The sequence below is a fragment of the Streptomyces sp. HUAS TT11 genome (genome assembly GCF_051553595.1).
In the GTDB taxonomy this organism is placed as follows: Bacteria; Actinomycetota; Actinomycetes; order Streptomycetales; family Streptomycetaceae; genus Streptomyces.
Genome location: NZ_CP196184.1, coordinates 3,416,347 through 3,440,910, shown reverse-complemented (window position 1 = coordinate 3,440,910; position 24,564 = coordinate 3,416,347). Strand labels below are relative to the sequence as shown.

The window sequence follows — 24,564 nt, the reverse complement described above, 5'->3', positions numbered from 1 at the left end:
AATGCGGGGGCGCACAGTCTGCCTGAAGCGCCGCTCCGGGGCGAGGCATACGCCCGCAGGCTCTCATGTCACATTGTCGGTCGCGTGGGGCAGGATGGGGCGGATGAGCGAGGAGAGCCTGCCGGACGCCCTGCCGGAATACGCGGAACGTGTCCTTGACGTGGCGGACCGTATTCCGCCGGGACGCGTGATGACGTACGGGGACGTGGCGGAGTGGCTGGAGGAGGGCGGACCGCGTCAGGTGGGCCGGGTGATGGCCCTCTACGGAGGCGCGGTCCCCTGGTGGCGCGTCATCCGCGCGGACGGTGTGCTGCTGCCCGGCCATGAACTGGAGGCGCTCGGCCATTACCGCGAGGAGGGGACCGCACTGCGCGAGGCGAGCCGCGCCGCCGAGGGCCATCTGCCCCGGATCGACGTGAGACGGGCGCGCTGGGACGGCGAGGAGCGTTTGCAGGGGCACCCCTGACGGCCTCCGGCACCGCAAGGGGCCCGAGGCGGCCTGTCGCCCGTTCGGGGTAACCGGGGCACGTCTGTGGCATGGCGTACGTTCGTGCCGCGGGGGACACCGGTGGCCCGTGGGGCGTGCCGGACCAAGGGGAAGGCCTGCTTCCGCCGTTCGCACGGGCGTAGCGTCGACGACGCGCGCGAGCCTCATCCCCCGGTCACCGCCCGGCAGCCCCTCGGACTGTCGCCCGGCGACCACACACCGACGACGGCGTTCCGCGCTAGCAGTGACCAGCACGAGCACGACAACCAGGACCGGCGAACCACGTGAGCTCCTCTTCCTCCACCAGGCGCCTGCCGCACCCCGGGGTGCGGCAGGGGAGCCGTGGCGCTTACCGACTGGTGCGTACCCCGCCTGTCCGGGTGGATCCCCCTCTGCTGGACGCAGCACAGCGGACGGTGGTTGACCACGGTGCCGGTCCGCTGCTCGTCCTCGCAGGCCCGGGCACCGGCAAGACGACCACACTGGTCGAGTCCGTCGCCGCCCGGATCGCCCGCGGCGGCGACCCGGAACGCATCCTGGTCCTGACGTTCAGCCGCAGGGCCGCCGTCGACCTGCGCGACCGGATGGCGCAGCGCACAGGGGCGGCGCACGCCCCGCAGGCCACCACGTTCCACTCCTTCTGCTACGCCCTGCTCCGCGCCCACCAGGACAGCGACCTCTTCGTCGAGCCCCTGCGGCTGCTGTCGGGACCCGAGCAGGACGTGGCCGTGCGGGAGCTGCTGGCCGGCCAGCCCGACCTGGAGCGCCTCGGCCTCGCGCACGTCCGCTGGCCGGACGAACTGCGCGCCTGCCTGACCACACGGGGCTTCGCCGACGAGGTGCGCGCCGTACTGGCCCGCACCCGCGAACTGGGCCTCGGCCCCCACGCCCTGCGCAGCTTCGCCGAGCGCATCGGCCGCCCGGACTGGCAGGCCGCCTCCGCCTTCCTCGCGGAGTACCTGGACGTCCTGGACCTCCAGGGAGTCATCGACTACGCCGAACTGGTCCACCGTGCGGTGCTGCTGGCCCGCCGCCCCGAGATCGCCGAGCGGCTGGCCGCCCGGTACGACGCGGTCTACGTCGACGAGTACCAGGACACCGACGCGGCGCAGGTCCGCCTCCTGAAGGCGCTCGCGGGCCGCGGCCGGACCCTGGTGGCCTTCGGGGACCCCGACCAGTCGATCTACGCGTTCCGCGGCGCCGACGTGGGCGGCATCCTGGACTTCCCGCACGCCTTCCCCCGCAGGGACGGCACCCCGGCTCCCGTCGAGGTCCTCAGGACGTCCCGCCGCTCCGGCGCCGCCCTCCTGGCCGCGACCCGGCTGCTGACCCGGCGCATGCCCCTGACCCGGCTTCCGGCGGAGAAGGTGCGCGCCCACCGCGAGCTCGGGGCGGTGCACGACGGCGGCCGGACCGAGGTCCTCACCTTCCCCACACCCGGTACGGAACTGGACAACATCGCCGACATCCTGCGCCGGGCACACCTGGAGGACGGCGTCGCGTGGGGCGAGATGGCCGTCCTGGTCCGGGCCGGAGCGCGCACGATCCCGATGGTCCGCCGCGCCCTGACGTCCGCCGGGGTCCCCCTCGACATCGACGGCGACGACCTGCCGCTGCGCCACGAACCGGCCGTGACCCCGCTGCTGACGGCACTGCGCGCGGTGGCACGGGCGGAGGCCGCGCCCGCGCTCCCCGGGGAGCCCGGGCAGGAGGACGCCGGGCCCGAAGGGGCGCAGCCGGAGCCCTGGCTCGACACCGAGACCGCCCTCACCCTCCTCGCCTCCCCGCTGGCCGGCATGGACGCCGCCGACCTGCGCCGCCTGGGCCGTGCGCTGCGCGAGGAGGAGCGAGCCGCCGGCAACCCCGTGCCCCCGCCCTCCGACGCGCTGCTCGCACGCGCACTGGCCGAGCCCGAGCGGCTGGTCGCGCACGACCCGGCGTACGCGCGCGGCGCCCAGCGCCTCGGCGGGCTCCTCAGGAAGGCACGCGAGCGGCTCGCGGGCGGCGGCACGGCCGAGGAGGCCCTGTGGGAGCTGTGGGACGGCACCCCCTGGCCCAGGCGGCTGGAGAGCTCCTCGCGCCGCGGCGGTGCGGCGGGCCGCAACGCCGACCGCGACCTCGACGCCGTGTGCGCCCTGTTTGCGACCGCCGCACGCGCGGAGGAACGCATCGGCGGCCGGGGCGCCCTGAACTTCCTGGAGGAGATCGAGGCCCAGGACATCGCCGCCGACACGCTCACCCGGCGCGCCGTGCGCCCCGACGCCGTACGCCTGATGACGGCGCACCGCTCCAAGGGACTGCAGTGGCGCCTGGTCGTCGTCGCGGGCGTTCAGGAGGGACTCTGGCCCGATCTGCGCCGCCGCGGCTCCCTGCTGGAGGCCGACCGCATCGGCCGGGACGGACTCGCCGAGCCGCTCACCCCCGGCGCGCTGCTGGCCGAGGAGCGGCGCCTGTTCTACGTCGCCTGCACACGCGCGCGTGAACGTCTCGTCGTCACCGCCGTCAAGGCCCCGGCCGACGACGGCGACCAGCCTTCCCGTTTCCTCACCGAACTCGGCGTCGAGCCCAAGAACGTCACCGGGCGCCCCCGCCGTCCGCTGTCCGTCGCCGCGCTCGTCGCCGAACTGCGGGCCACGACCGTCGACCCGCGGGCCTCCGACACCCTCAGGGAGGCCGCCGCCCGCAGGCTCGCCCGGCTCGCCGCGCTCACCGACGACGACGGCCGTCCCCTGGTGCCGTCCGCGCACCCCTACCGCTGGTGGGGCATGTGGGACCCGACACGGAGCAAGGTGCCGCTGCGCGACCGCGACCAGCCCGTCGTGCTCTCCGGGAGCGCCCTGGACCAGCTCGCCAACACCTGTGCCCTGCAGTGGTTCCTCGGGCGCGAGGTGAAGGCCGACGCGCCGGCGACCGCCGCCCAGGGGTTCGGCAACGTGGTGCACGTGCTCGCCGACGAGGTGGCGTCCGGACGCACCCCCGCCGACCTGAACGTCCTCCTGGAACGGCTCGACTCGGTGTGGAACGCGCTCGCCTTCGACGCACCGTGGAAGTCCGACCAGGAGAAGGCCAACGCGCGCGTGGCGCTCGAACGCTTCCTTCAATGGCACGTCATGGACCGCGCCGGACGCACACCCGTGGCGAGCGAGCACGACTTCGACATCACGCTCGAAGAGGGCGACTACCAGGTGCGTATCCGCGGCTCCATGGACCGTGTCGAGGCGGACAGCGAGGGCCGCGCCTACGTGGTCGACTTCAAGACCGGCAAGCAGGCGCCCAGCGCGGCCGAGGTGGCCCGCCATCCGCAGCTCGCCGTCTACCAGCTCGCCGTGCGCGAGGGCGCCGTCGACGAGGCGTTCGGCGGCCTGCGCCCGGAACCGGGCGGGGCCGAACTCGTCCAGCTGCGGCAGGGCGCCGCACGGAAGGACGGCGGCGACACGGTGCCCAAGGTGCAGACCCAGGAGCCGCCGGCGGGGGAGTGGGTCGGTGAACTGCTGGCCACCGCGGCCGGCAAGGTCCTCGACGAACGCTTCTCGCCGACCACCGGGCAGCACTGCACGCACTGCGCGTTCCGCGCCTCGTGCAGCGCGCGCCCGGAGGGCCGCAACGTCGTGGAATGAGGGCACCTGGTGAGCCGTCCCTGGGGGCCGTGCCTGTGAGCCATCCCTGTGATGCACCGCACCACATGTGCTGACCAGCGCTTCTTCCGGCACGGCAGGCGAGGTGGCATCCGCTGTCGGTGGCCGCCGATAGCCTCTGCGTCGTGCCCGCCCGTATCACCGACCCCGATCAGCTCAAGGAGCTCCTCGGGATCCCGTTCACCCCGGAGCAGACGGTCTGCATCACCGCGCCGCCCGCCCCGCAGGTGATCGTGGCCGGTGCCGGCTCCGGCAAGACCACGGTGATGGCGGCCCGCGTGGTGTGGCTGGTGGGCACGGGTCAGGTCGCCCCGGAGCAGGTCCTCGGCCTGACGTTCACCAACAAGGCCGCCGGTGAGCTCGCCGAGCGTGTGCGCACGGCGCTCGTGAAGGCGGGCGTCACCGACCCGGACGTGATCGACCCCGACCACCCGCCGGGCGAGCCGCTGATCTCCACGTACCACGCCTTCGCGGGCCGGCTGCTGACCGACCACGGCCTGCGCATCGGGCTCGAGCCCACCTCGCGCCTGCTGGCGGACGCCACCCGCTACCAGCTCGCCGCGCGTGTGCTGCGCGAGGCGCCCGGCCCCTACCCGGCGCTGACCCGCTCCTTCCCCGACCTCGTCAGCGACCTCCTCACCCTCGACTCCGAACTGTCCGAGCACCTCGTGGAGCCCACACAGGTGCGCGCCCACGACGCCGAACTGCTGCGCGCCCTGGAGCGCCTCCGGCTCACCAACGCCGATCTGCGCAAGGTTCCCGAGACGGCGGCAGCCCGCCGTGAACTGGCCGGGCTGGTGAGCCGCTACCGCGCGGCCAAGCGCGAGCGCGACCTTCTCGACTTCGGCGACCAGATCGCCCTCTCGGCGGCACTCGGCCGCATCCCCGAGGTCGGCCGCATCCTGCGCGAGGAGTTCCGCGTCGTGCTGCTCGACGAGTACCAGGACACGTCGGTGGCCCAGCGCGTGCTGCTCGCCGGGCTGTTCGGCGGCGGCACCGGACATCCGGTGACCGCCGTGGGCGACCCCTGCCAGGCCATCTACGGCTGGCGCGGCGCGTCCGTCGCCAACCTCGACGACTTCCCCGAGCACTTTCCGCACCCGGACGGCCGCCCCGCGACCCGCCAGGCGCTCAGCGAGAACCGCCGCAGCGGCGGCCGGCTCCTCGACCTGGCCAACGGGCTCGCCGAGCCGCTGCGCGCGATGCACGCGGGTGTGGAGGCACTGCGCCCGGCCCCCGGCGCCGAACACGACGGACAGGTCCGCTGCGCCCTGCTGCGCACCCATGCCGAGGAGATCGACTGGGTCGCCGACTCCCTCGCCCACCTGGTGCGGACCGGCACGGCGCCCGGGGAGATCGCGGTGCTGTGCCGCACGGCGACCGACTTCGCGGAGATCCAGGGCGCCCTCGTCGCCCGCGACGTCCCCGTGGAGGTCGTGGGTCTTTCCGGGCTGCTGCACCTGCCCGAGGTGGCCGATCTCGTCGCCGTCTGCGAGGTCCTGCAGGACCCCGGCGCCAACGCCTCCCTGGTCCGCCTGCTCACCGGGCCGCGCTGGCGCATCGGCGCCCGCGACCTCGCCCTCCTGGGCCGGCGCGCCCGGCTGCTCGTGTCGCACGCACGCGTGGACGCCGACGACGACATGGACCGCCGGCTGGCCGCGGCCGTCGAGGGCGTGGACCCCTCCGAGGTGACCTCGCTCGCGGACGCCCTCGACACCTTCCTCGAACTGCCGATCGAGGCCGAGCGGGAGGACGACGGCCTCCCCTTCTCGCCCGACGCGCGCGTGCGGTTCGCGCGCCTCGCCGCCGAACTGCGCGAGCTGCGCCGCTCCCTCGCCGACCCGCTGATGGACGTCCTGCACCGGATCCTCACCGTCACCGGCCTCGAGGTGGAGCTGTCCGCCTCCCCGCACGCGCTGGCCGCCCGCCGCCGGGAAACCCTGTCGAACTTCCTGGACGTCGCCGCCTCGTTCGCCGCCAACGACCCCGACGCCTCCCTTCTGGCCTTCCTCGGCTTCCTGCGCACCGCAGCCCAGTACGAGAAGGGCCTCGACAACGCCCTGCCCGGCGGCGAGAACACCGTCAAGGTGCTCACCGCCCACAGGTCCAAGGGCCTGGAGTGGGATGTCGTCGCCGTTCCCGGGCTGGTCACCGGCACCTTCCCCAGCACCCAGGGACGCGAGAAGTGGACCTCCCAGGGCAAGGTGCTGCCGCACGCCCTGCGCGGGGACGCCGACACCCTGCCCGACGTCGGAACCTGGGACTCCCGGGGACTGAAGGCCTTCCACGAGGCCATGAAGGAGCACCAGCACACCGAGGAGCTGCGTCTCGGCTACGTCGCCCTCACCCGCCCCCGCTCCCTGCTGCTCGGCTCCGGTCACTGGTGGGGGCCCGCCCAGAAGCGCCCCCGCGGGCCCTCGGACTTCCTCCAGGCCCTCTACGAGCACTGCGCCGCCGGGTACGGCGAGATCGAGGTCTGGAGCGAGGAGCCCGCCGAGGACGAGGAGAACCCGGCGCTGCACCGGGCGTCCGCCGACCACGCCTGGCCGCTGCCGCTGGACGAGGCCGCACTCGCCCGCCGCCGCGCCGCCGCCGAGACGGTGCTCGGCCACCTCGACGCGATCGCCTCGCACGACGCAGGCCACCCCGCGGCAGGCGGCGACCCCGCCGCGTACGACGACCCCGAATGGCCGCCCCCGCCCGACGACGACGATCTCCACGGCGGACCCTCCCACGAGGACGCACACGACTACGGCGACGTCCTGGGCGAGGAGCCGGACCCCTACGAGCAGGTGCCCGACGGCGGCCCCCACACGGGATTTCCCGGCGAAGGCTTCGACACCGGTTCCGCCGACGGCGACCACGACCGTCGTCCCGAAGACGGGCCCGTCGACGGCTTTCCCGGCGAAGGCCCCTACGACGGGTTCCCCGACGGCGACCCCCATGAGGGGTTCCCGGACAGCGGACTCGACGACGGCTTTCCCGACGATCCCCGGGAAGCGGACCCCGCCGACGTGGATTCCCGGACAGCGGACCACCGCGCACACCGGCCGGCAGCACCCCACGCGCGCGTGCCGCACGACGGGACCGCCCCGACCGTCCCGCATCCCCGCCGGCACCCCGTCGAGGACGACAGCGGTCCCACCCCGGAGGAGACCCGCACCGTCGCCTCCTGGGACCGCGACCTGGACGCCCTCACCGGAGAGCTGCTGCGCGCCCGCGCGGCCGTGACCGACGTCACCCTCCCGCCGTCCCTGACCGCGTCGCAGGTGCTGCGCCTGGCCGCCGACCCCGACGGGCTCGCGCAGGAACTGGCGCGCCCCATGCCGCGCCTCCCGCAACCCGCCGCGCGCCGGGGCACCCGATTCCATGCCTGGGTCGAGGCGCGCTTCGAGGAACTGCGACTGCCCATGCTGGAGCCCGAGGATCTGCCCGGCGCGGACGCCGAGATCGCCGACGAACGCGATCTGGAGGCCCTCAAGGACGCCTTCGAACGCACCCCCTACGCGCACCGCACCCCGTACCGCGTCGAGTCCCCGTTCCAGCTCGCCATCGCCGGCCGCGTGGTGCGGGGCCGCATCGACGCCGTCTACCGCACGGACGACGGCGACACGGCGACGTACGAGATCGTCGACTGGAAGACCGGCCGCGACCGCACCGGCGACCCGCTCCAGCTCGCCCTGTACCGGCTGGCCTGGGCCGAGCAGCAGGGAGTGCGTCCGGAAGCCGTCAAGGCCGCGTTCCTGTACGTCCGCACCGGGGAGGTCGTACACCCCGAGGACCTCCCGGACCGGGCCGCGCTGGAGCGGCTGCTGCTCGGTGAGCCCTTCGCCGAGGAACCGGCGGACGAGGATGCCGGCGCGGGCGGATAGGCTCGTGACCATGAGCGAGACCCCGGACAGTGCCGTCCGCACGTACATCGACGACCACCGTGCCGCCTTCCTCGACGACCTCGTGGAGTGGCTGCGCATCCCGTCGGTGTCCGCCCGGCCCGAGCACGCGGCGGATGTGCGCCGCAGCGCCGAGTGGCTCGCCGCCAAGCTGCTTCAGACCGGATTCCCCACCGCCGAGGTGTGGCCGACCGCCGGTGCCCCCGCGGTCTTTGCGCACTGGCCCGCCGAGGATCCGCAGGCCCCCACCGTCCTCGTGTACGGCCACCACGACGTGCAGCCCGCCGCCCGCGAGGACGGCTGGACCGGCGACCCCTTCGAGCCGGAGATCCGCGAGGGACGCCTCCACGCGCGCGGGGCGGCCGACGACAAGGGGCAGGTGTTCTTCCACACGCTCGGCGTCCGCGCCCATCTCGCCGCCACCGGCCGAAAGTCCCCGGCGGTCCACCTCAAGCTGCTGATCGAGGGCGAGGAGGAGTCCGGCTCCCCGAACTTCCGTGCCCTCGTCGAGCGGCACGCGGACCGGCTCGAGGCCGACGCCGTGATCGTCTCCGACACCGGTATGTGGTCCGCGGACACCCCCACCGTGTGCACGGGCATGCGGGGCCTGGCCGAATGCGAGATCACCCTGCACGGGCCCGAGCAGGACATCCACTCCGGCTCCTTCGGCGGCGCGGTGCCCAACCCGGCCACCGAGGTCGCCCGGCTGGTCGCCGCCCTGCACGACGAGCACGCGCGCGTGGCGATACCCGGCTTCTACGACGGCATCACCGAGCTCACCGACCGCGAACGCGAACTCTTCGCCGAGCTCCCCTTCGACGAGGACCAATGGCTGCGGACCGCGAAGTCGACCGCGATCCACGGCGAGGCCGGGCACACCACCCTGGAGCGCGTCTGGGCCCGCCCCACGGCCGAGGTCAACGGCATCGGCGGCGGCTACCAAGGCCCCGGCAGCAAGACGATCATCCCCTCCTCGGCGATGGTCAAGCTCTCCTTCCGGCTGGTCGCGGGACAGGACCCCGACCACATCGAGAAGGCCGTCCGGGCCTGGGCCGCCGACCGGGTGCCCGCCGGGATCCGGTACGAGATCACCTTCGGCGCCGCCACCCGCCCCTGCCTGACGCCCCTGGACCACCCCGCCCTGCAGTCCGTCGTGCGGGCCATGGGGCGCGCCTTCCAGCAGCCCGTCCGCTTCACCCGCGAGGGCGGCTCAGGACCGGCCGCCGACCTCCAGGAGGTGCTCGGCGCGCCCGTGCTGTTCCTCGGCATCTCCGTCCCCTCCGACGGCTGGCACGCCCCGAACGAGAAGGTCGAACTCGATCTGCTTCTCAAAGGGGTGGAAACCTCCGCATATCTGTGGGGCGAGCTGGGGGAGAGGCGGCGCCGTGCGGACTGACGATCTCGCGGGCCGGACGGTCGGCCGACCGTCCCGCGGGGCGCGGCACACTGGAAGGGCCGCCCCGCAGGCACAAGGCCCACCGGACCCGGTCCCCTCCAGCCGTACGCCCCGCTGAACCGCCTGCCGAAACCACCGCTGCACCGGGGGAGTTGGAAGTACCCGTGACCACCTGGACCGACCACACCGCCGACCGACCCATTTCGCTCACCGCCCCGAGCGGCATCGACCGTGCCGCCCACCACCGGCTCGACGAGGCGTGGCTCGCCGCGGCGTGGAGCCACCCCACGACGCGCTGCTTCGTCGTCTCCGGCGGCCAGGTCCTCATCGACGAGACGTCCGACGGCCGGACCGAACTCGTCATGACCCCCTCCTTCGAGGCCCCCCTCACCGAGGCCCACCGCTACTTCCTGGGCACCGACGAGGACGGCGTCAGCTACTTCGCGCTCCAGAAGGACGCCCTGCCCGGCCGTATGGACCAGTCCGCGCGTCCGGCGGGCCTGCGCGAGGCCGGCCTGCTGCTGTCCCCGCGCGACGCCGGGCTGATGGTGCACGCGGTCGCCCTGGAGAACTGGCAGCGCATGCACCGCTTCTGCTCGCGCTGCGGCGAACGCACCGTCATCGCGGCCTCCGGTCACATCCGACGCTGCCCGGCCTGCGGCGCCGAGCACTACCCCCGCACCGACCCCGCGGTGATCATGGCCGTCATCGACGACGAGGACCGGATCCTGCTCGGCCGCCAGGTCCACTGGCCCGAGGGCCGCTTCTCCACCCTGGCCGGCTTCGTCGAGCCCGGCGAGTCCATCGAGCAGTCCGTGCGCCGCGAGGTCTTCGAAGAGGCGGCCATCTCCGTCGGCCAGGTCGAGTACGTCGCCAGCCAGCCCTGGCCCTTCCCGTCCAGCCTGATGCTCGGCTTCCTCGCCCGCGCCACCTCCACCGACATCGAGGTCGACGGCGACGAGATCCACGAAGCACGCTGGTTCTCCCGCGAGGAACTGCGCGCCGCCTTCGAGTCCGGCGAGGTCCTGCCCCCGTACGGCATCTCCATCGCCGCACGCCTGATCGAACTGTGGTACGGCAAGCCCCTGCCGACGAGGAGCGTCTGACCTCGGTGCGCACGCCGTGAGCGACCCGTACTGGAACCACAACGTCCACTACCACCGCGCCGTGCTCACCGCCGTGCCGGACGGCTGCCGGGCGGCACTGGACGTCGGCTGCGGAGACGGGCTGCTCGCCCGCAAGCTCGCGGACCGGGCCGCATCCGTGACCGGCGTTGACCGCTCGCCCGGCATGATGCGCCTCGCCCGGCAGGAGACGCCCCCGAACGTCACATTCGTGGAGGGGGACTACCTCGACCCGGCCGCCCTGCCGGCCGGCGCGTACGACTTCGTCAGCGCGGTCGCCGTCGTCCACCACACCGTCTTCGAGGACGCCGTGACGGCCCTGAAACGGCTGCTGACCCCCGGCGGACGACTGATGATCGTCGGCCTGGCGTACAACCGGACGTTCACGGACCGGGTGATCAGCGGGTGCGGTGTGCCCGCGAGCAGGCTCGGCGCGCTGCTCAGGGGAGGAAAGCGCGGCCCGGCCGGCATGCCCCTCGAGGACCCGAACATGCACTGGACCCAGATCCGCCAGGCCGCGTCCCACCTGCTGCCGGGATGCAGCTTCCGCCGCCGGCTCCTGTGGCGCTACACGCTGGTGTGGGACAAACCGCGAAGAGGCGGCCCCTGAGGATCTCGGGGACCGCCTCCTGCCAAGCCGCAACCGCGCAGCGGTCAGGCGCCGATCTTCTGCTTGACCTGCGCGAGCGACGGGTTCGTGAGGGTCGAACCGTCGGCGAACAGCACGGTCGGGACCGTCTGGTTTCCGCCGTTCGCCTTCTCCACGAACGCCGCGGACTCCGGGTCCTGCTCGATGTTGATCTCGTTGTACGTGATGCCCTCACGGTCCATCTGGCTCTTCAGCCGACGGCAGTAGCCACACCACGAAGTGCTGTACATCGTCACAGTGCCCGGCATGTCGGTCGCGCTCCTTTACGGCTCGGTATTCATGGTCGCTGTGAAGGCAACGTATGTGAACCTTCCACCATTCCCGCGACCCGGCGCGCACACGCCCGTCCCCTCGGTGACGAAAACCGCCGCCGCGGTGACCGGTGACGTTCGCCGTGGTGAGCAGCGACACCCGGCGAAACGAGCGGCGGAGCGGCCGCGGTGGGCGGCGCCGCCCACCGCGGCCGGCGTCGACATCAGCTGCGGCGAGCGGCCCCGCCACCCGCATGAACGAGCAGCACCGCTGCCGCACTCATACGACTGAATGCGCCTGCCTGTGGACAACCGCCGCACCCGTCTCCACCGACCTGGCAGCATGGCGGGGTGACAGCAGCAACGCACTCCACCCTCTTCCCGCAGGTTCCGGACTCGGCCGACGCGGTGCTCGACGGGCTCGACCCCGAGCAGCGCGAAGTGGCGACCGCCCTGCGCGGTCCGGTGTGCGTACTGGCAGGCGCAGGCACCGGCAAGACCCGGGCCATTACCCACCGCATCGCCTACGGGGTCCGCTCCGGCATCCTCCAGCCCTCCAGCGTGCTCGCCGTCACCTTCACCAACCGCGCCGCGGGCGAGATGCGCGGCCGCCTGCGCCAGCTCGGCGCCGCCGGCGTCCAGGCCCGCACCTTCCACTCCGCCGCCCTGCGCCAACTCCAGTACTTCTGGCCGAAAGCCGTCGGCGGCGGCATCCCCAAGATCATCGACCGCAAGATCCAGATCGTCGCCGACGCGGCCGCCGCCTGCCGCATCCGCCTCGACCGCAACGAACTGCGCGACGCCGCCGCCGAAATCGAATGGGCCAAGGTCACCCAGACCGTCCCCGCCGACTACGCCGCCGCTGCCGCGAAGACCGGCCGCGAAGCCCCCCGCGACCCCGCCGAGATCGCCCAGCTCTACGCCGCGTACGAAGACCTCAAGCGCGACCGCGCCGTCATCGACTTCGAGGACGTCCTCCTGCTCACCGTCGGCATCCTCCAGGACCGGCACGACATCGCCGACGAGGTCCGCGCCCAGTACCAGCACTTCGTCGTCGACGAATACCAGGACGTCAGCCCGCTCCAGCAGCGCCTGCTGGAACTCTGGCTCGGCGACCGCGACAGCCTGTGCGTCGTCGGCGACGCCAGCCAGACCATCTACTCCTTCACCGGAGCCACCCCCGACCACCTCCTCGACTTCCGCATCCGCCACCCCGGAGCCACCGTCGTCAAGCTCGTCCGCGACTACCGCTCCTCACCCCAGGTCGTCCACCTCGCCAACGGCCTCCTCGCCCAGGCCCGAGGCCGCGCGGCCGACCACCGACTCGAACTGATCTCCCAGCGCGCCGCAGGTCCCGAACCCGCCTACACCGAATACGTCGACGAGCCCGCCGAAGCCGAAGGCGCCGCCCGCCGCATCCGCGACCTGCTCGCCACCGGCGTACCACCGGCCGAGATCGCGATCCTGTTCCGCACCAACTCCCAGTCCGAGACCTACGAACAAGCCCTCGCGGACGCCGGAATCCCCTACCAGCTCCGCGGCGCCGAACGGTTCTTCGACCGCCCCGAGGTACGCAAGGCAGGCATCGCCCTGCGCGGCGCCGCCCGCTTCGGCACCAACGACACCCTCCTCGACGACGCCGTGGACCTCCCCTCCCAAGTGCGCGCCGTCCTCTCCGGAGAAGGCTGGACACCCACACCCCCCGCGGGCTCGGGAGCCGTCAGGGAACGATGGGAATCCCTGGCCGCACTCGTGAACCTCGCCCAGGACTTCGCCACCGCCAAACCCGGCGCCACCCTCGCCGACCTCGTGGCCGAACTGGACGAGCGGGCAGGCGCCCAGCACGCCCCGACCGTGCAGGGCGTCACCCTCGCCTCCCTGCACTCGGCCAAGGGCCTGGAATGGGACGCCGTCTTCGTCGTCGGCGTCGCCGAAGGCATGATGCCGATCACCTACGCCCGTACGGACGAACAGGTCGAAGAGGAACGCCGCCTCCTCTACGTCGGCGTCACCCGCGCCAGAGAACACCTCCACCTCTCCTGGGCCCTGTCCCGATCACCCGGCGGCCGGCCCAACCGACGGCCCAGCCGATTCCTCGACGGACTGCGCCCCGGCTCCTCAGGCGCCGCCGCACGCGCGGCCGCCGGCGGCGTCGGAGGCGTCGAACGCGGCTTCAGCACCGCCGGCACCACCCCCGCCCTGCGCCGCACCAACCGCACCCCGGCCCGCTGCCGGGTCTGCGGACGCACCCTGTCCGACGCCGGCGAGATGAAACTGATGCGGTGCGACGACTGCCCCTCCGACATGGACGAGGGCCTCTACGAGCGGCTGCGCGCATGGCGGGCGGTACAGGCACAGCGCAGCGGTCAGCCCGCGTTCTGCGTCTTCACCGACCGGACCCTCGTCGCCATCGCCGAAACCGTCCCCGGCGACCCCGGTGAACTGGCGCGCGTCCCAGGGGTCGGAGCCCGCAAGCTCAACCGTTATGGGGCAGATGTCCTGGCTCTCTGCGCGGGCCGCGACCTCGCGGAAGAGGACAACGACGGCTGAGACGAACTCGTCGAAAAAATAGTTTGCGCATGCCCCAGCAATCCCCATAGGTTCTAGACCACGGGAGCGGCGGCCTTCTCGGAGGCCCTGATTCCGTGTTCTACTTACCTATCTATCCGTCGGACCGGCAGATGCCGGCCCCCCGAGGCGCCGAGAGGAGGCGATTGAAGTGATCAGCATCCAGACCAGTTCTGTCCGCACTGCCAAAGTGACCGATCCCTCGGTCGTCTCCACGTGCATGCTCGGCGCCTTCGACCTGGGCACCGGTCTGTCCGGCATTCCTGCCGTGCGCCCGGCGTCCGCCCCGTCTCTCGCGGGTCTGCCCGTCCGAGAGCGCAATGAGCGACCGACCAAGGCACTGGAAGCAGTAGCGGCACAGGCACAGGCCTATGCCTTCGCGGCGGCCGGTGCCGGATTCCGGAAGCAGACGCAGCACCACCTGATGTGGGCCTTCCGTGGGCCAGAACCCTGGAGTGATCCAGCCTGATCGCCGATCAGGCCGGCGCCTTCAGGGCCGCGGAACCCCACCCGGGATCCGCGGCCCTTCTGTTTTCCCCGAACGGGGACGGCAGAGCGAAGGGGCCTCGGGACAAGAAAAGAACCCGGTACCAAGCCGACACCCGGCCCAACAGGGCCGGAACGACCAGACGAGGAAAACCAGCCGTGCAACTCGAAGCGCACGCCCCGTCCGTACCGCCTTCGGAAACGATCCCCCCGCCCGGCCTCACGGAGGACTCCACCTTGATCCCGCTCACTGCGCTCACCGCGCTCGACGACGCCATCGAGAACCTCGGCGTACCCGTCCCCTGCCGCTCCTACGACCCGGAGGTCTTCTTCGCCGAGTCGCCGGCCGACGTCGAGTACGCCAAGTCCCTCTGCCGCACCTGCCCGCTGATCGAGGCCTGCCTCGCCGGCGCCAAGGAGCGGCGTGAGCCCTGGGGCGTCTGGGGTGGCGAGCTGTTCGTCCAGGGTGTCGTCGTCGCCCGGAAGCGGCCGCGTGGCCGCCCGCGGAAGAACCCGGTCACGGCATGAACACCACCGGAACGATCGATCGCCCCCTCACGCACGACCCCAAGAAGCAGGCCCCGATGAAGCAGTCCGTCAGCGAGCCCACCGGCTCCGCGATTCCAGACTTCACCACCAGCGGTGCGGACAACGCATCGCGCCAGAACAGGACCCGAGAGATGCAACTCATTCCAGAAGCCCTGGCTCGTGCGCATATGCACGAGCGACTGCAAGAGGCCGAGCGGGAACGCCAGGCCATGCGCCTGGCGATGGCCCGCCGGATGCAGCGCCGGGCCGAGCGCGCCTCCATGCGCGCCCGCCGTGCGCTCGCCATGGCCGTCATGCAGTAGACCCGACGTTCACCGTCGGTATGCAGTAGACCCGACGTTCATCGTCGGCACCCGGAAAGTCTCGCGGGGGCCGGTCCGAAGGGACCGGCCCCCGCGGTGCGTTGTCTGCGCCGAACGGGCCGGCGGAGATATCGTCACAAAGGTGATGAGTCTTCCCGGGGACAGTGACAACAGCGGCTCCGCACGGCAGCCGGACACCGCACGGACCCAGTACCCCGTGTGCGCCCGATGCGGCACCCGGGCCGACGGCCCCCGGCCCACCTGGACCTGCTCCGTGGAGAACGGCGTCCGTCAGTACTTCTGCGACAACTGCGCCCGAGCCAACATCAGGGCGATCGAGGGGCGGCTGGACTCGGCCTGGTGGTAGGGAGCTTCTTGTGGGGGCCTCCCCCCCCGCCCCACCCCCACCCCTCCCCCCCCCACAACCACGAGCAGCCCAAGTCACGCCTCCGCGGCCTGCTCCTCCTCGGGCAGGAAGCCCGGCAGCCATTTCTCCAGCTCGTCCCGCAGGCGGACGGTCGCGCCGAGTTGGCACAGCACGCCGATCGTGCTCAGTGTCACCCGGTGTATGAGGAGGTACGCCGGGGGCAGGTTCAGCCGCTTGCCCAGTTGGTGGGCGGGGGAGCGCGGGTCGGCGATCCGGGCCGCCTGGCTGCGCATCCAGCCTCGGGTGAAGGTGAACTCGTCGGCCTGGGCCGGTTCGATGATCGGGAGGAGATAGTCGAGCACCGCGTCGGGATCGAGTTCGATGGACTCCTTCACAAAGCCCTCTTCGCACAGGAGTTCATAGACCGATTGTGCGTCGCCCTGCAGGGTCATGCGCAGGGAGTCGCCGATGGGGGCGGGCAGGCCGCCCGGCAGCCGGTCGACCGTGCCGAAGTCCAGGACACCCAGCCGCCACTGCTCCTTCCGGGTGCTGTCGCCGGACCCCGGCAGCAGGCGGAAGTTGCCCGGGTGCGGATCGGCGTGCAGCAGGCCTGTGCGGGCCGGGCCCGAGAAGAGGAAACGGGCCAGCAGCTGACCCGCGCGGTCCCGCTGCTCCTGGGTGCCGTCGGAGATCACCTCGGACAGCGGTATGCCCTCGACCCACTCCGTCACCAGGACCTGGTCGCACTGGTGGACCACGGCCGGGACCATCACGTCCGGGTCGCCCGCGAACTCCTCCGCGTGGGCCTGCTGGGCCTGGGCCTCCAGGCCGTAGTCCAGTTCTTCGGAGACCCGGTCGCGCAGCTCCGCGATCAGCGGCTTGATGTCCATGCCGGGGATCAGGGGGCCGAGGAGACGGGCGAAGCGGCTGAGCTGGCTCAGGTCGGAGAGCAGGGCGTCGCCCGCGCCGGGGTACTGCACCTTGACCGCGACCTCGCGCCCGTCGTGCCACACCGCGCGGTGCACCTGGCCGATCGAGGCCGCCGCCGCGGGCTTGTCCTCGAATTCCAGGAACAGCTCGCGCCAGTCGTCGCCGAGGCGTTCCTTCAGTACGCCGTGCACGGTGCGCGTGGGCATCGGCGGGGCCGCTTCCTGAAGTTTGGTCAGGGCGGCGCGGTAGGGTCCTGCGACCTCCTCGGGGAGCGCCGACTCGAAGACGGACAGGGCCTGCCCGAACTTCATCGCGCCGCCCTTCAGCTCACCGAGCACCTTGAACAGCTGCTCGGCGGTGCGCTGTTGGAGTTCCCGGCCGACGAGCTCCGCGGATTCGCCCACGATCCGTTTGCCGAGTCCCCAGGTCGCCCGGCCGGCGAAGCCGAGCGGGAGCGCGGCGAGCTTGGCGGTCCGGGTGACCGCCTTCCGGGGAAGATCAGACATGCGCCCTCCAAGTCCCAGACAGCCGTGCCGCGTGTGCCTTGCGGGACAGACTTCTCGGCAGCCGTTGCCCTGCCATTGTCTCGTGCGGCTCCGCGTCCTTTGAGGTGCGTTCCCCTTTACCTCTCTCCGCCGCGCCGCACGGGCATGCAGGGTGGGGCCAGACGGGTCGCGCATGCCAGTCGAGACGGGGCACGGAGGCCTCCCAGCGGGCACTCGCGCTGGAGGGCATTCCGCCGTCCAGGAAGGTGAGCGCATGGCAGGCGGCGACGCCTGCGACGGCGGTGGCCAGCGCGAGATCGCACGGCTGGACCTGCGGTGCGCGTCCGGAGCGCCATTGCGCGACCAGGCGCGGCCAGGTCTCGTCCCGGTCGGCGCGGCCCTGGTGGAGGCACTCCGCGCAGCTTGTCTCGCCCGGGAGGACGAACGGGCCGACGACTCCGGTGCCCTCGACGACGCCGGCGTACAGATGGGGCGTTCCGGAGGTGATGAGCGGTTCGGCGGTGAAGGGGTCGGGTGCGTGGATGTCGACGCCGTTGCGCGGGGTGATGATCACGAGGGAGTGGGCCGGGGCCTGTTCGTCGTGGGGGGAGCGCCGGGAGGGTTTCTGCCGGCGCGGTGGCCGGCCGGGGGCGGCGGCGCGCACCGCGCGGCGGGCCGCGTCCTCCCGCCGTTCGCCGACGGAGTCGGCGGGCAGTCCGCCCGGTGCGACGTCCCACGGCTCGACGTGGCCGGTGTCGCGGACGTCGACCTCGCCGACGCCCGCGCCCGCGAGCAGTGCGGCGACGACGGCTCCGACGCGGCCTGCGCCTCGCACCTGGATTCGCAGGCAGCGGCGCGCGGCCAGGCGCCGGGCGGGTTCGCCCGGTGTGCGGGTGGTCAGTGAGAGGGAGGCCAGATCGGGACGGAGGCGGTCGAGGACTCCGGCCCTGGCGCGCAGGGCCTGCGCCTGGGGGCCGCCGCCGGTGGCGTCGTCGAGCAGTCCCGCGGTGCTGAGGTTGTCAACGAGTGTCTCGAGGTGGCCCTCGGGCAGGCCTGCGCGGTGGGCCTCCTCGCGCAGCAGTGGCAGCCCGCGGGTGCCGTCGAGCAGGTCGAGGAAGCTGCCTGTCTGGGTGTCCATGGGGCCGAGGACCATGGCGTGCGCGGGTGCCATCCCGAACTGCACGGTGTTCAGATCGCGCCAGCCGCGCCGCAGCGCGGGCTTCACCATCGGATGCATGACGGCCCCCTTTGTAGTGATGTGTCAGTTTGTACTGATGTGTAGGTGTTGGGTGGTGGATGTTGCGGTCTGTCGATGTGGGACAGCATGCCTGGGGGGCCGGGGGTGTGCGGAAAGTTGTCCACAGGCGGGTGGATCGGTCGTACAAGTCAAGCGCGCGGGTCGCGGATCGGCAGGGATCCGTACCGGGGGCGGGACTTCCCCGGGGCTGAGCAGGTAACGTCGGGGCGTGTCCGCCGACCCACTGCACCGCGCCGGAACGCCACAGCGCAGCACGACGAGCCTGCCGCCGAGCGGTTCGGGGGCGAGCGCGATCGAGGTACGCAGGAGCGCACGACGCCGTCGGACGGTGTCCGCGTACCGCGAGGGAGATCGCACCGTTGTGCTCATCCCCGCCCGTATGTCCGAGGCGGAGGAGCAGCGCTGGGTGACGGTCATGCTCGCCAAGCTGGCCGCCCAGGAGAGCAAGCGGGTGATCGGCGACACGGAGCTGGCGTCGCGCGCCGAGCGGCTCTCCGAGCAGTACTTCGGCGGGCGGGCGCGACCGAACTCGGTGCGCTGGGTCACCAACCAGAACACACGCTGGGGCTCGTGCACGCCGGCCGAGGGCAGCATCCGTCTGTCGCACCGGTTGCAGGGCATGCCCGAGTACGTCGTCGACTATGTGCTGCTGCACGAGCTCGCACATCTGCTTGTGCCGGGTCACGGGCCGCGCTTCTGGAGGCTCCTTGAGGCGTATCCGCGCACGGAGCGCGCCCGCGGTTACCTCGAGGGAGTGGTCGCCGCCGACCGGCTGCCGCACCAGCCCGCGCCCGCCGAGGAGTAGCCGGGAACCCCGCGGAGGCCGCTCGGAGGTGCCCGGTGCCGCCGGGGAAGCGGTTGTGTACCGGGTCTGTACCGGCCACGTCCGTTCCGGGCGTTTCCGGTTAGCCTGACGCGACGCACTCACATTCGGGATGGGGGACGGTCGTTACGCATGGCCAGGGAATTCCAACGCGGCCACAAGGCCAGGATCAGTGACCTCACCGCGGGCACGGATCTGTACGTAGGTGTGCAGATCACCGGACCCGGACTGAGCTTCGACATCAGCTGCTTCGGTCTGGACACGGACGAACGGCTCTCGGACGACCGCTACTTCGTCTTCTTCAACCAGCCGAAGACGCCGGAGGAGTCCATTCAGCTCCTCGGTGCCCAGGCGGGCGACACGGAGTCCTTCCGGGTCACGCTCGACAGGATCCCGTCGCAGATCCAGAAGTTGTCGTTCACGGCGACGATCGACGGTGCCGGGCAGATGTCGCAGGTCGCTCCCGGATACCTGCGGATCGTCGCCGGTGGCGAGGAGGTCGCCCGGTACTCCTTCAACGGCTCGGAGTTCTCCACCGAACGCGCTGTCATGCTGGGCGACTTCTATCTGAAGGACGTCTGGCGGTTCGCCGCGGTCGGCCAGGGCTTCGACGGCGGCCTCGATGCGCTGCTGAACAACTTCGGCGGCGAGGTCCTCGAGGAGGAGACCCCGGCGCCGCAGCAGCCGCAGTCCGGTGCCGCCCCGGGGTTCGCCCCGCCCGCCCAGGCCGCCGCGCCTCCCGGGTTCGCCGCCCCGTCCGCGCCCGTCCCGGCCCCGCAGCAGCCGCAGCCCGCGCCGCAGGGCTTCGTGCCGCCTCCGGCGCCCGCGCCGCCGGCCCCCGCTCCTGCGCCCTCCGTGCATGCCGCGCCGACGATCATCGCGCCTCTGAACACGCCGCCCGGCGGGGCGGTCCCGCCGCCGGGTCCGGCGCCCTACGCCCAGCCGCCGGGGCAGCCCGGCCCGCCGCCCGGTTACGGCGGGCAGCCGTCCGCGCCGCTGCCGCCCGGTTACGGTCAGCAGGCCCCGTCGGCGCCCCCCGGCTACGGTCAGCAGCCGCCGTACGGACAGGTTCCGGGACAGCACCCCGGTGTGCCGGCGGCACCCTCCGCGTACGGAGTTCCCCAGCAGGCCCCGCAGGCCGCCGGGGTGGCCGGCGCATTGCAGGCCTTCAAGGAGACGCCGACCGGGCAGCGGTGGACCCAGCAGAACAAGAAGCTGGTCCGCGTCGACCTCGGTATCGGCGGTCAGCCCGTGCTGGCACGGCAGGGCAGCATGGTGCTCTACCAGGGCAAGGTCGGCTTCGGCTACAAGGGCGCGGGCTTCGCCGGGCGGATCGTGGGCAACGCGACCGGCCAGGAGATGCAGCTGATGCGCTGCACGGGACACGGCCAGGTGTTCCTCGCGGAGAACGCCACCCATCTGCACCCGATCGAGCTCCAGGGCGACGCGATCTGCGTGTCCGCGGAGAACGTCCTCGCCTTCGACGAGTCCCTCCAGTACGAGGTCCGGCGCGTCGAAGGACACGGCATCCCCGGTGGAGCCCTGTTCACGATGCAGTTCCAGGGCACGGGCACGATCGTGGTGAAGACGCACGGGGCGCCCGTGGTGCTGCCCGTCACCCCGACGACGTTCGCCGACTGCAACGCCGTCGTCGCCTGGTCGGCGGCCGCCCAGGTGGTCGTCTCCAGCCAGGTGCGGATGCGCCGCAACGCCTACCCCGGCGACACCGGGGAGAGCGTCAACCTCCAGTTCCGGGCGGCGCCCGGCAGCTTCGTCGTCGTCCAGCCCTACGAGGTCTGAGGGAGCCCGTCATGTACCAGCCGCTCGCGGGCTTCGCTCCCGCACCCGTCGGCGCCCGCATGGAGAACCACGGCAGCCACATGCTGAAGGTCGCCATGCAGACCGGAAACGACCTCCTCGCGCGCGTGGGGTCGATGATCGCCTACGAAGGGTTCATCCAGTACGAGCCCAACCCGCCCGCGGTACGCCAGATCGCCCGGGACTGGATCACCGGCGAGGGCGCGCCCCTCATGAAGTGCTCCGGCGACGGACTGCTCTACCTCGCCGACTACGGGGCGAACGTCGTCGTCATCAACCTGGCCGGAGAGGCGATATCCGTCAACGCCACCAATCTGCTCGCCTTCGACGCGAACCTGCAGTGGGGTGTCGAACGCGTCAAGGGGCTCGCCAAGTTCGCCGGGCAGGGCCTGTGGAACACCAAGATCTCCGGTCAGGGCTGGGTCGCGCTGACCTCCCGGGGCGAACCGATCGTCGTCGACTGCGGCGGCGGCGAGGACGAGACCTACGTCGATCCGGACGCCCTCGTGGCCTGGTCCCCGAACCTGAAGGTGAAGGGCAAGCGCAGCTTCAAGGCGCAGTCGCTCATCGGGCGCGGCAGCGGAGAGGCGTACCAGATGGCGTTCTCCGGTCAGGGCATCGTGGTCGTCCAGCCCAGCGAGGACAGCACCGACCGCCTCCGGTTCCGGGGCTGAGGGGGAAGTCGCACATCATGCAGAGCACGCTTTTCGGCTACAACGAGCAGCAGACCCAGGAGCGCTACAGCCTGCAGAACGCGCAGATGCTGCGCGTCCTGCTGGAGGGTCACGACGACGTCCTGGCCCGCAAGGGCACGATGGTCGCCTACCAGGGGCTCGTCGAGTTCGACGCCGAGTACCAGAGCGGCGGCCAGTACCGTGCCCGGGCGTACACGGGCGAGGGCCTGGACCTGATGCGCTGTCACGGGCAGGGCACCGTCTACCTCGCCAATCTCGCCCAGCACGTGCACATCATGGACGTCGAGCAGGACGGGCTGACCGTCGACAGCAGTTACGTCCTGGCGATGGACTCCTCGCTGCACCACGAGGTCATCGCCGTGGACAGCCAGTACGGCATCTCCGGCTCGGGCAAGTACCAGCTCAACATCACCGGCCACGGCAAGGTCGCGCTGATGACGTCGGGCGCTCCCCTGCTGATGCGGGTCACGCCGGACAAGTACGTCAACTGCGACGCCGACGCGATCGTCGCCTGGTCGACCGGCCTGCGGGTGCAGATGCAGGCCCAGACGCACTCCTCGGGAGTGTGGCGGCGGCGCGGCAGCACCGGTGAGGGCTGGGAGCTCAGCTTCATGGGCAGCGGCTTCGCGCTCGTCCAGCCCAGCGAGCTGCTGCCGCCGCAGAACGCGGTGATCGGGCAGGGACTGCGCGCCCAGTACGGCATGGGCCAGCAGGGGGCGCACGGCCAGAACCAGGGCAACGTCTGGAGCTGACGGCCGAGGACGGAGCGGGGGCGACCGCCGGTGTGGTCGCCCCATCCGTCGCCGGGCTCAGACGCCGAGCCTGCGCCGGGTCGCCTCCATGAGCCGTACGACCGATTTGTCCGCCACGTCCGCCACCTCGCCGTAGGGGAACCAGCGCAGGTCCAGCGATTCGTCGCTGATCGCCTCGAGGGCCCCGGCCGGGGCGAGCGCGGCGTACTGCACATCGAGATGCCAGGCACACGGCGTGCGATGGCGGTCCAGGCGCACCGGACCGCCCGGCACCAGGGTCAGAGCCTTGATGCCGGACTCCTCGGTGGCCTCCCGCAGTGCCGCGGAGGCGAGATCCCGGTCCTCCGGCTCGCAGTGACCGCCCATCTGCAGCCACATCCGCAGCTTCTTGTGGAGGGTCAGCAGCACGCGGCCCCCCTCGGGATCGATCACCAAGGCGCTCGCCGTGATGTGCCCGTCCTCGCAGGCCTTCCACATGCCGTCCGGGTGCGTCTGAAGATGCTCCAGGTAGATACGGCTCAGCTCTTCCTGGTCCTCGTACCCCTTCAGGACGAGGACCGCGTCGTCGCGGAGGCTCACTCGGCGTCGTCGTCCTTGGCCTCGCCGTCCTCGGCGTCGTCCTTCTTCGTCAGGTCGGGCTTTCCGGCAAAGCCGCCCGCGGCCTCGCCGAGCATCTTGTCCAGCTCGGAGAAGTCCAGCTGCTCCCGGTGCACGAAGCCGTCGGGGTCGTCCAGATCGGAGGCGGTCGGCAGCATGTCCGGGTGGGCCCACAGGCCGTCCCGGCCGTCGACACCGCGCGCGTCCGTGAGCGACGCCCACAGCCGGGAGGCGTCCCGCAGTCGGCGCGGGCGCAGCTCCAGACCGATCAGCGTCGCGAACGTCTGCTCGGCCGGGCCGCCCGTGGCGCGGCGGCGGCGCAGGGTCTCGCGCAGCGCGTCCGCGGACGACAGCCGCGGCTTCGCCGCCGCGTGCACCACCGCGTCCACCCAGCCCTCGACGAGCGCGAGCGCCGTCTCCAGACGGGCCAGGGCCGCCTTCTGCTCCGGGGTGTCCTCCGGCTGGAACATGCCCTGCTGGAGTGCCTGCTGCAGCTCTTCGGGGTTCTGCGGGTCGAACTGGCCGACCACGTCCTCCAGCTTCGCCGTGTCGACCTTGATGCCGCGCGCGTAGCCCTCGACCGCCCCGAACAGGTGGGAGCGCAGCCACGGCACGTGCGCGAACAGGCGCTGGTGGGCGGCCTCGCGCAGGGCCAGATACAGCCGCACCTCGTCCTTCGGGATGCCCAGGTCCTTGCCGAACGCCTCGATGTTCAGCGGCAGCAGCGCGGCCTTGCCGGCCGGCCCGAGCGGCAGGCCGATGTCGGTCGAGCCGACGACCTCGCCCGCGAGCACGCCGACGGCCTGCCCGATCTGCGTACCGAACATGGCGCCGCCCATGGAGCGCATCATGCCGATCAGCGGGCCCGCCATGGCCTGCATCTCCTCCGGCAGGACGTCGCCCATGGCCGCGCCGACGCGCTCGGCGACCGGGTCGACGAGGTCCTTCCACACCGGAAGGGTCGCCTCGACCCACTCCGCGCGGCTCCAGGCCACAGCGGAGGCGGCGCCGGACGGCAGCGACGTCGCGTCGTCGAGCCACAGGTCGGCCAGGCGGACGGCATCCTGCACGGAGGAGCGCTCGCCGGGGGTCACACTCGCGTCCTTCGTGCCGTCCTGGGTGCCCTGGGAGACCGTCTGGCGGGCGATCTGCTTGGCCATGTCCCAGTTCACCGGGCCGCCCTCGTAGGAGAGCATCTGGCCGAGCTGCTGGAAGGCCGCGCCCAGGTCGGTGGGGTTCAGGGATCCGAACATCGCGGCGAGCGGGTTGTCGGCGCCGGCACCACCGGCTCCGGGCGACCCGAATCCGAACGGGTTGGCCGGACCCTGACCACCACCGCTCTCCTGGTCCTTCTTCTTGCCCTCGTCGCCGTTCTCCGGCTCCTCCGGCGGAAGGCCGAATCCGAATGGGGTGTCACTCACGGGATTCCTCGGCTGGTAAGGCCACCGGTTCCTTCCGGCGGCTGGCTGCCCGACAACACCACCCAGCGTAGACACCCCGGC

General features: G+C 72.1%; 20 protein-coding genes. 15 read left to right on the top strand and 5 right to left on the bottom strand.

Annotation, left to right across the window (positions count from 1 at the left end; genetic code table 11):
• The first annotated feature begins 103 nt into the window (after positions 1–103).
• The 6 genes from ACSHXN_RS15340 (at position 104) to ACSHXN_RS15315 (ending at position 11,142) form a co-directional block, all read left to right on the top strand.
• Entirely contained in the window at positions 104–466 is a 363-nt protein-coding gene (locus ACSHXN_RS15340) for an MGMT family protein (protein ID WP_438303250.1), read from the top strand.
• Between the two features lie 305 nt (positions 467–771).
• Complete coding sequence (locus ACSHXN_RS15335; protein WP_438303249.1) at positions 772–4,104, top strand: ATP-dependent helicase; 3,333 nt, start codon at positions 772–774, stop codon at positions 4,102–4,104.
• 143 nt (positions 4,105–4,247) lie between these two features.
• Complete coding sequence (locus ACSHXN_RS15330) at positions 4,248–7,994, top strand: ATP-dependent helicase (RefSeq protein WP_438303248.1); 3,747 nt, start codon at positions 4,248–4,250, stop codon at positions 7,992–7,994.
• A 10-nt stretch (positions 7,995–8,004) separates the two neighbouring features.
• Positions 8,005–9,408: a dipeptidase gene (locus ACSHXN_RS15325; RefSeq protein WP_438303247.1), complete on the top strand. Its 1,404-nt coding sequence runs from the start codon at positions 8,005–8,007 to the stop codon at positions 9,406–9,408.
• A gap of 152 nt (positions 9,409–9,560) precedes the next feature.
• Complete coding sequence (gene nudC / locus ACSHXN_RS15320; protein ID WP_438303246.1) at positions 9,561–10,514, top strand: NAD(+) diphosphatase; 954 nt, start codon at positions 9,561–9,563, stop codon at positions 10,512–10,514.
• Positions 10,515–10,530: 16 nt separating this feature from the next.
• A complete protein-coding gene (locus tag ACSHXN_RS15315; protein WP_438303245.1) occupies positions 10,531–11,142 on the top strand; it encodes a class I SAM-dependent methyltransferase in 612 nt (203 codons plus the stop codon).
• 44 nt (positions 11,143–11,186) lie between these two features.
• Here the strand turns inward: ACSHXN_RS15315 and ACSHXN_RS15310 are convergent, their stop codons facing one another.
• Entirely contained in the window at positions 11,187–11,429 is a 243-nt protein-coding gene (locus ACSHXN_RS15310; RefSeq protein ID WP_059128322.1) for a mycoredoxin, read from the bottom strand.
• Positions 11,430–11,783: 354 nt separating this feature from the next.
• Between ACSHXN_RS15310 and ACSHXN_RS15305 the strand changes: the two genes are divergently transcribed.
• The 5 genes from ACSHXN_RS15305 to ACSHXN_RS15285 all read left to right on the top strand — a co-directional run bounded on the left by ACSHXN_RS15305 (position 11,784) and on the right by ACSHXN_RS15285 (position 15,704).
• Positions 11,784–13,982, top strand: coding sequence for an ATP-dependent DNA helicase UvrD2 (locus ACSHXN_RS15305; RefSeq protein WP_438303244.1), 2,199 nt, complete (start codon positions 11,784–11,786; stop codon positions 13,980–13,982).
• A 169-nt stretch (positions 13,983–14,151) separates the two neighbouring features.
• A complete protein-coding gene (locus tag ACSHXN_RS15300) occupies positions 14,152–14,469 on the top strand; it encodes a hypothetical protein (protein WP_355134239.1) in 318 nt (105 codons plus the stop codon).
• 176 nt (positions 14,470–14,645) lie between these two features.
• Complete coding sequence (locus tag ACSHXN_RS15295; protein WP_010984500.1) at positions 14,646–15,014, top strand: WhiB family transcriptional regulator; 369 nt, start codon at positions 14,646–14,648, stop codon at positions 15,012–15,014.
• A complete protein-coding gene (locus ACSHXN_RS15290; RefSeq protein WP_355134237.1) occupies positions 15,011–15,337 on the top strand; it encodes a hypothetical protein in 327 nt (108 codons plus the stop codon). Before ACSHXN_RS15295 ends, ACSHXN_RS15290 begins: the two co-directional genes overlap by 4 nt.
• A gap of 142 nt (positions 15,338–15,479) precedes the next feature.
• The gene (locus ACSHXN_RS15285) at positions 15,480–15,704 is read left to right on the top strand and encodes a hypothetical protein (RefSeq protein ID WP_438303243.1); all 225 of its coding nucleotides are present in this window, start codon (positions 15,480–15,482) and stop codon (positions 15,702–15,704) included.
• Positions 15,705–15,778: 74 nt separating this feature from the next.
• Here ACSHXN_RS15285 and ACSHXN_RS15280 read toward each other — a convergent pair whose 3' ends face one another.
• Positions 15,779–17,140 (bottom strand): ABC1 kinase family protein, encoded by a 1,362-nt coding sequence (locus ACSHXN_RS15280; protein ID WP_438303242.1) that lies wholly within the window; start codon positions 17,138–17,140, stop codon positions 15,779–15,781.
• Positions 17,133–18,356: a TOMM precursor leader peptide-binding protein gene (locus tag ACSHXN_RS15275; protein ID WP_438303241.1), complete on the bottom strand. Its 1,224-nt coding sequence runs from the start codon at positions 18,354–18,356 to the stop codon at positions 17,133–17,135. Before ACSHXN_RS15275 ends, ACSHXN_RS15280 begins: the two co-directional genes overlap by 8 nt.
• Before the next feature lie 229 nt (positions 18,357–18,585).
• Here ACSHXN_RS15275 and ACSHXN_RS15270 point away from each other — a divergent pair, with 229 nt between their 5' ends.
• The 4 genes from ACSHXN_RS15270 to ACSHXN_RS15255 all read left to right on the top strand — a co-directional run bounded on the left by ACSHXN_RS15270 (position 18,586) and on the right by ACSHXN_RS15255 (position 22,465).
• Positions 18,586–19,182 carry a M48 metallopeptidase family protein gene (locus ACSHXN_RS15270; RefSeq protein WP_355134229.1) on the top strand — a complete coding sequence of 199 codons (597 nt, stop codon included), beginning with the start codon at positions 18,586–18,588 and terminating at the stop codon, positions 19,180–19,182.
• Between the two features lie 150 nt (positions 19,183–19,332).
• Positions 19,333–21,000 carry a TerD family protein gene (locus ACSHXN_RS15265; protein ID WP_438303240.1) on the top strand — a complete coding sequence of 556 codons (1,668 nt, stop codon included), beginning with the start codon at positions 19,333–19,335 and terminating at the stop codon, positions 20,998–21,000.
• An 11-nt stretch (positions 21,001–21,011) separates the two neighbouring features.
• Positions 21,012–21,692: an AIM24 family protein gene (locus ACSHXN_RS15260; protein ID WP_355796656.1), complete on the top strand. Its 681-nt coding sequence runs from the start codon at positions 21,012–21,014 to the stop codon at positions 21,690–21,692.
• A 17-nt stretch (positions 21,693–21,709) separates the two neighbouring features.
• A complete protein-coding gene (locus ACSHXN_RS15255; protein ID WP_383357196.1) occupies positions 21,710–22,465 on the top strand; it encodes an AIM24 family protein in 756 nt (251 codons plus the stop codon).
• A 57-nt stretch (positions 22,466–22,522) separates the two neighbouring features.
• On the opposite strand, the gene ACSHXN_RS15250 is transcribed toward ACSHXN_RS15255, so the two are convergent.
• Both ACSHXN_RS15250 and ACSHXN_RS15245 read right to left on the bottom strand, forming a co-directional pair.
• Positions 22,523–23,044: an NUDIX hydrolase gene (locus tag ACSHXN_RS15250; protein ID WP_383357194.1), complete on the bottom strand. Its 522-nt coding sequence runs from the start codon at positions 23,042–23,044 to the stop codon at positions 22,523–22,525.
• The gene (locus ACSHXN_RS15245; protein ID WP_383357192.1) at positions 23,041–24,483 is read right to left on the bottom strand and encodes a zinc-dependent metalloprotease; all 1,443 of its coding nucleotides are present in this window, start codon (positions 24,481–24,483) and stop codon (positions 23,041–23,043) included. The genes ACSHXN_RS15250 and ACSHXN_RS15245 overlap by 4 nt, the downstream gene beginning before the upstream one ends.
• Between the last annotated feature and the right edge of the window lie 81 nt (positions 24,484–24,564).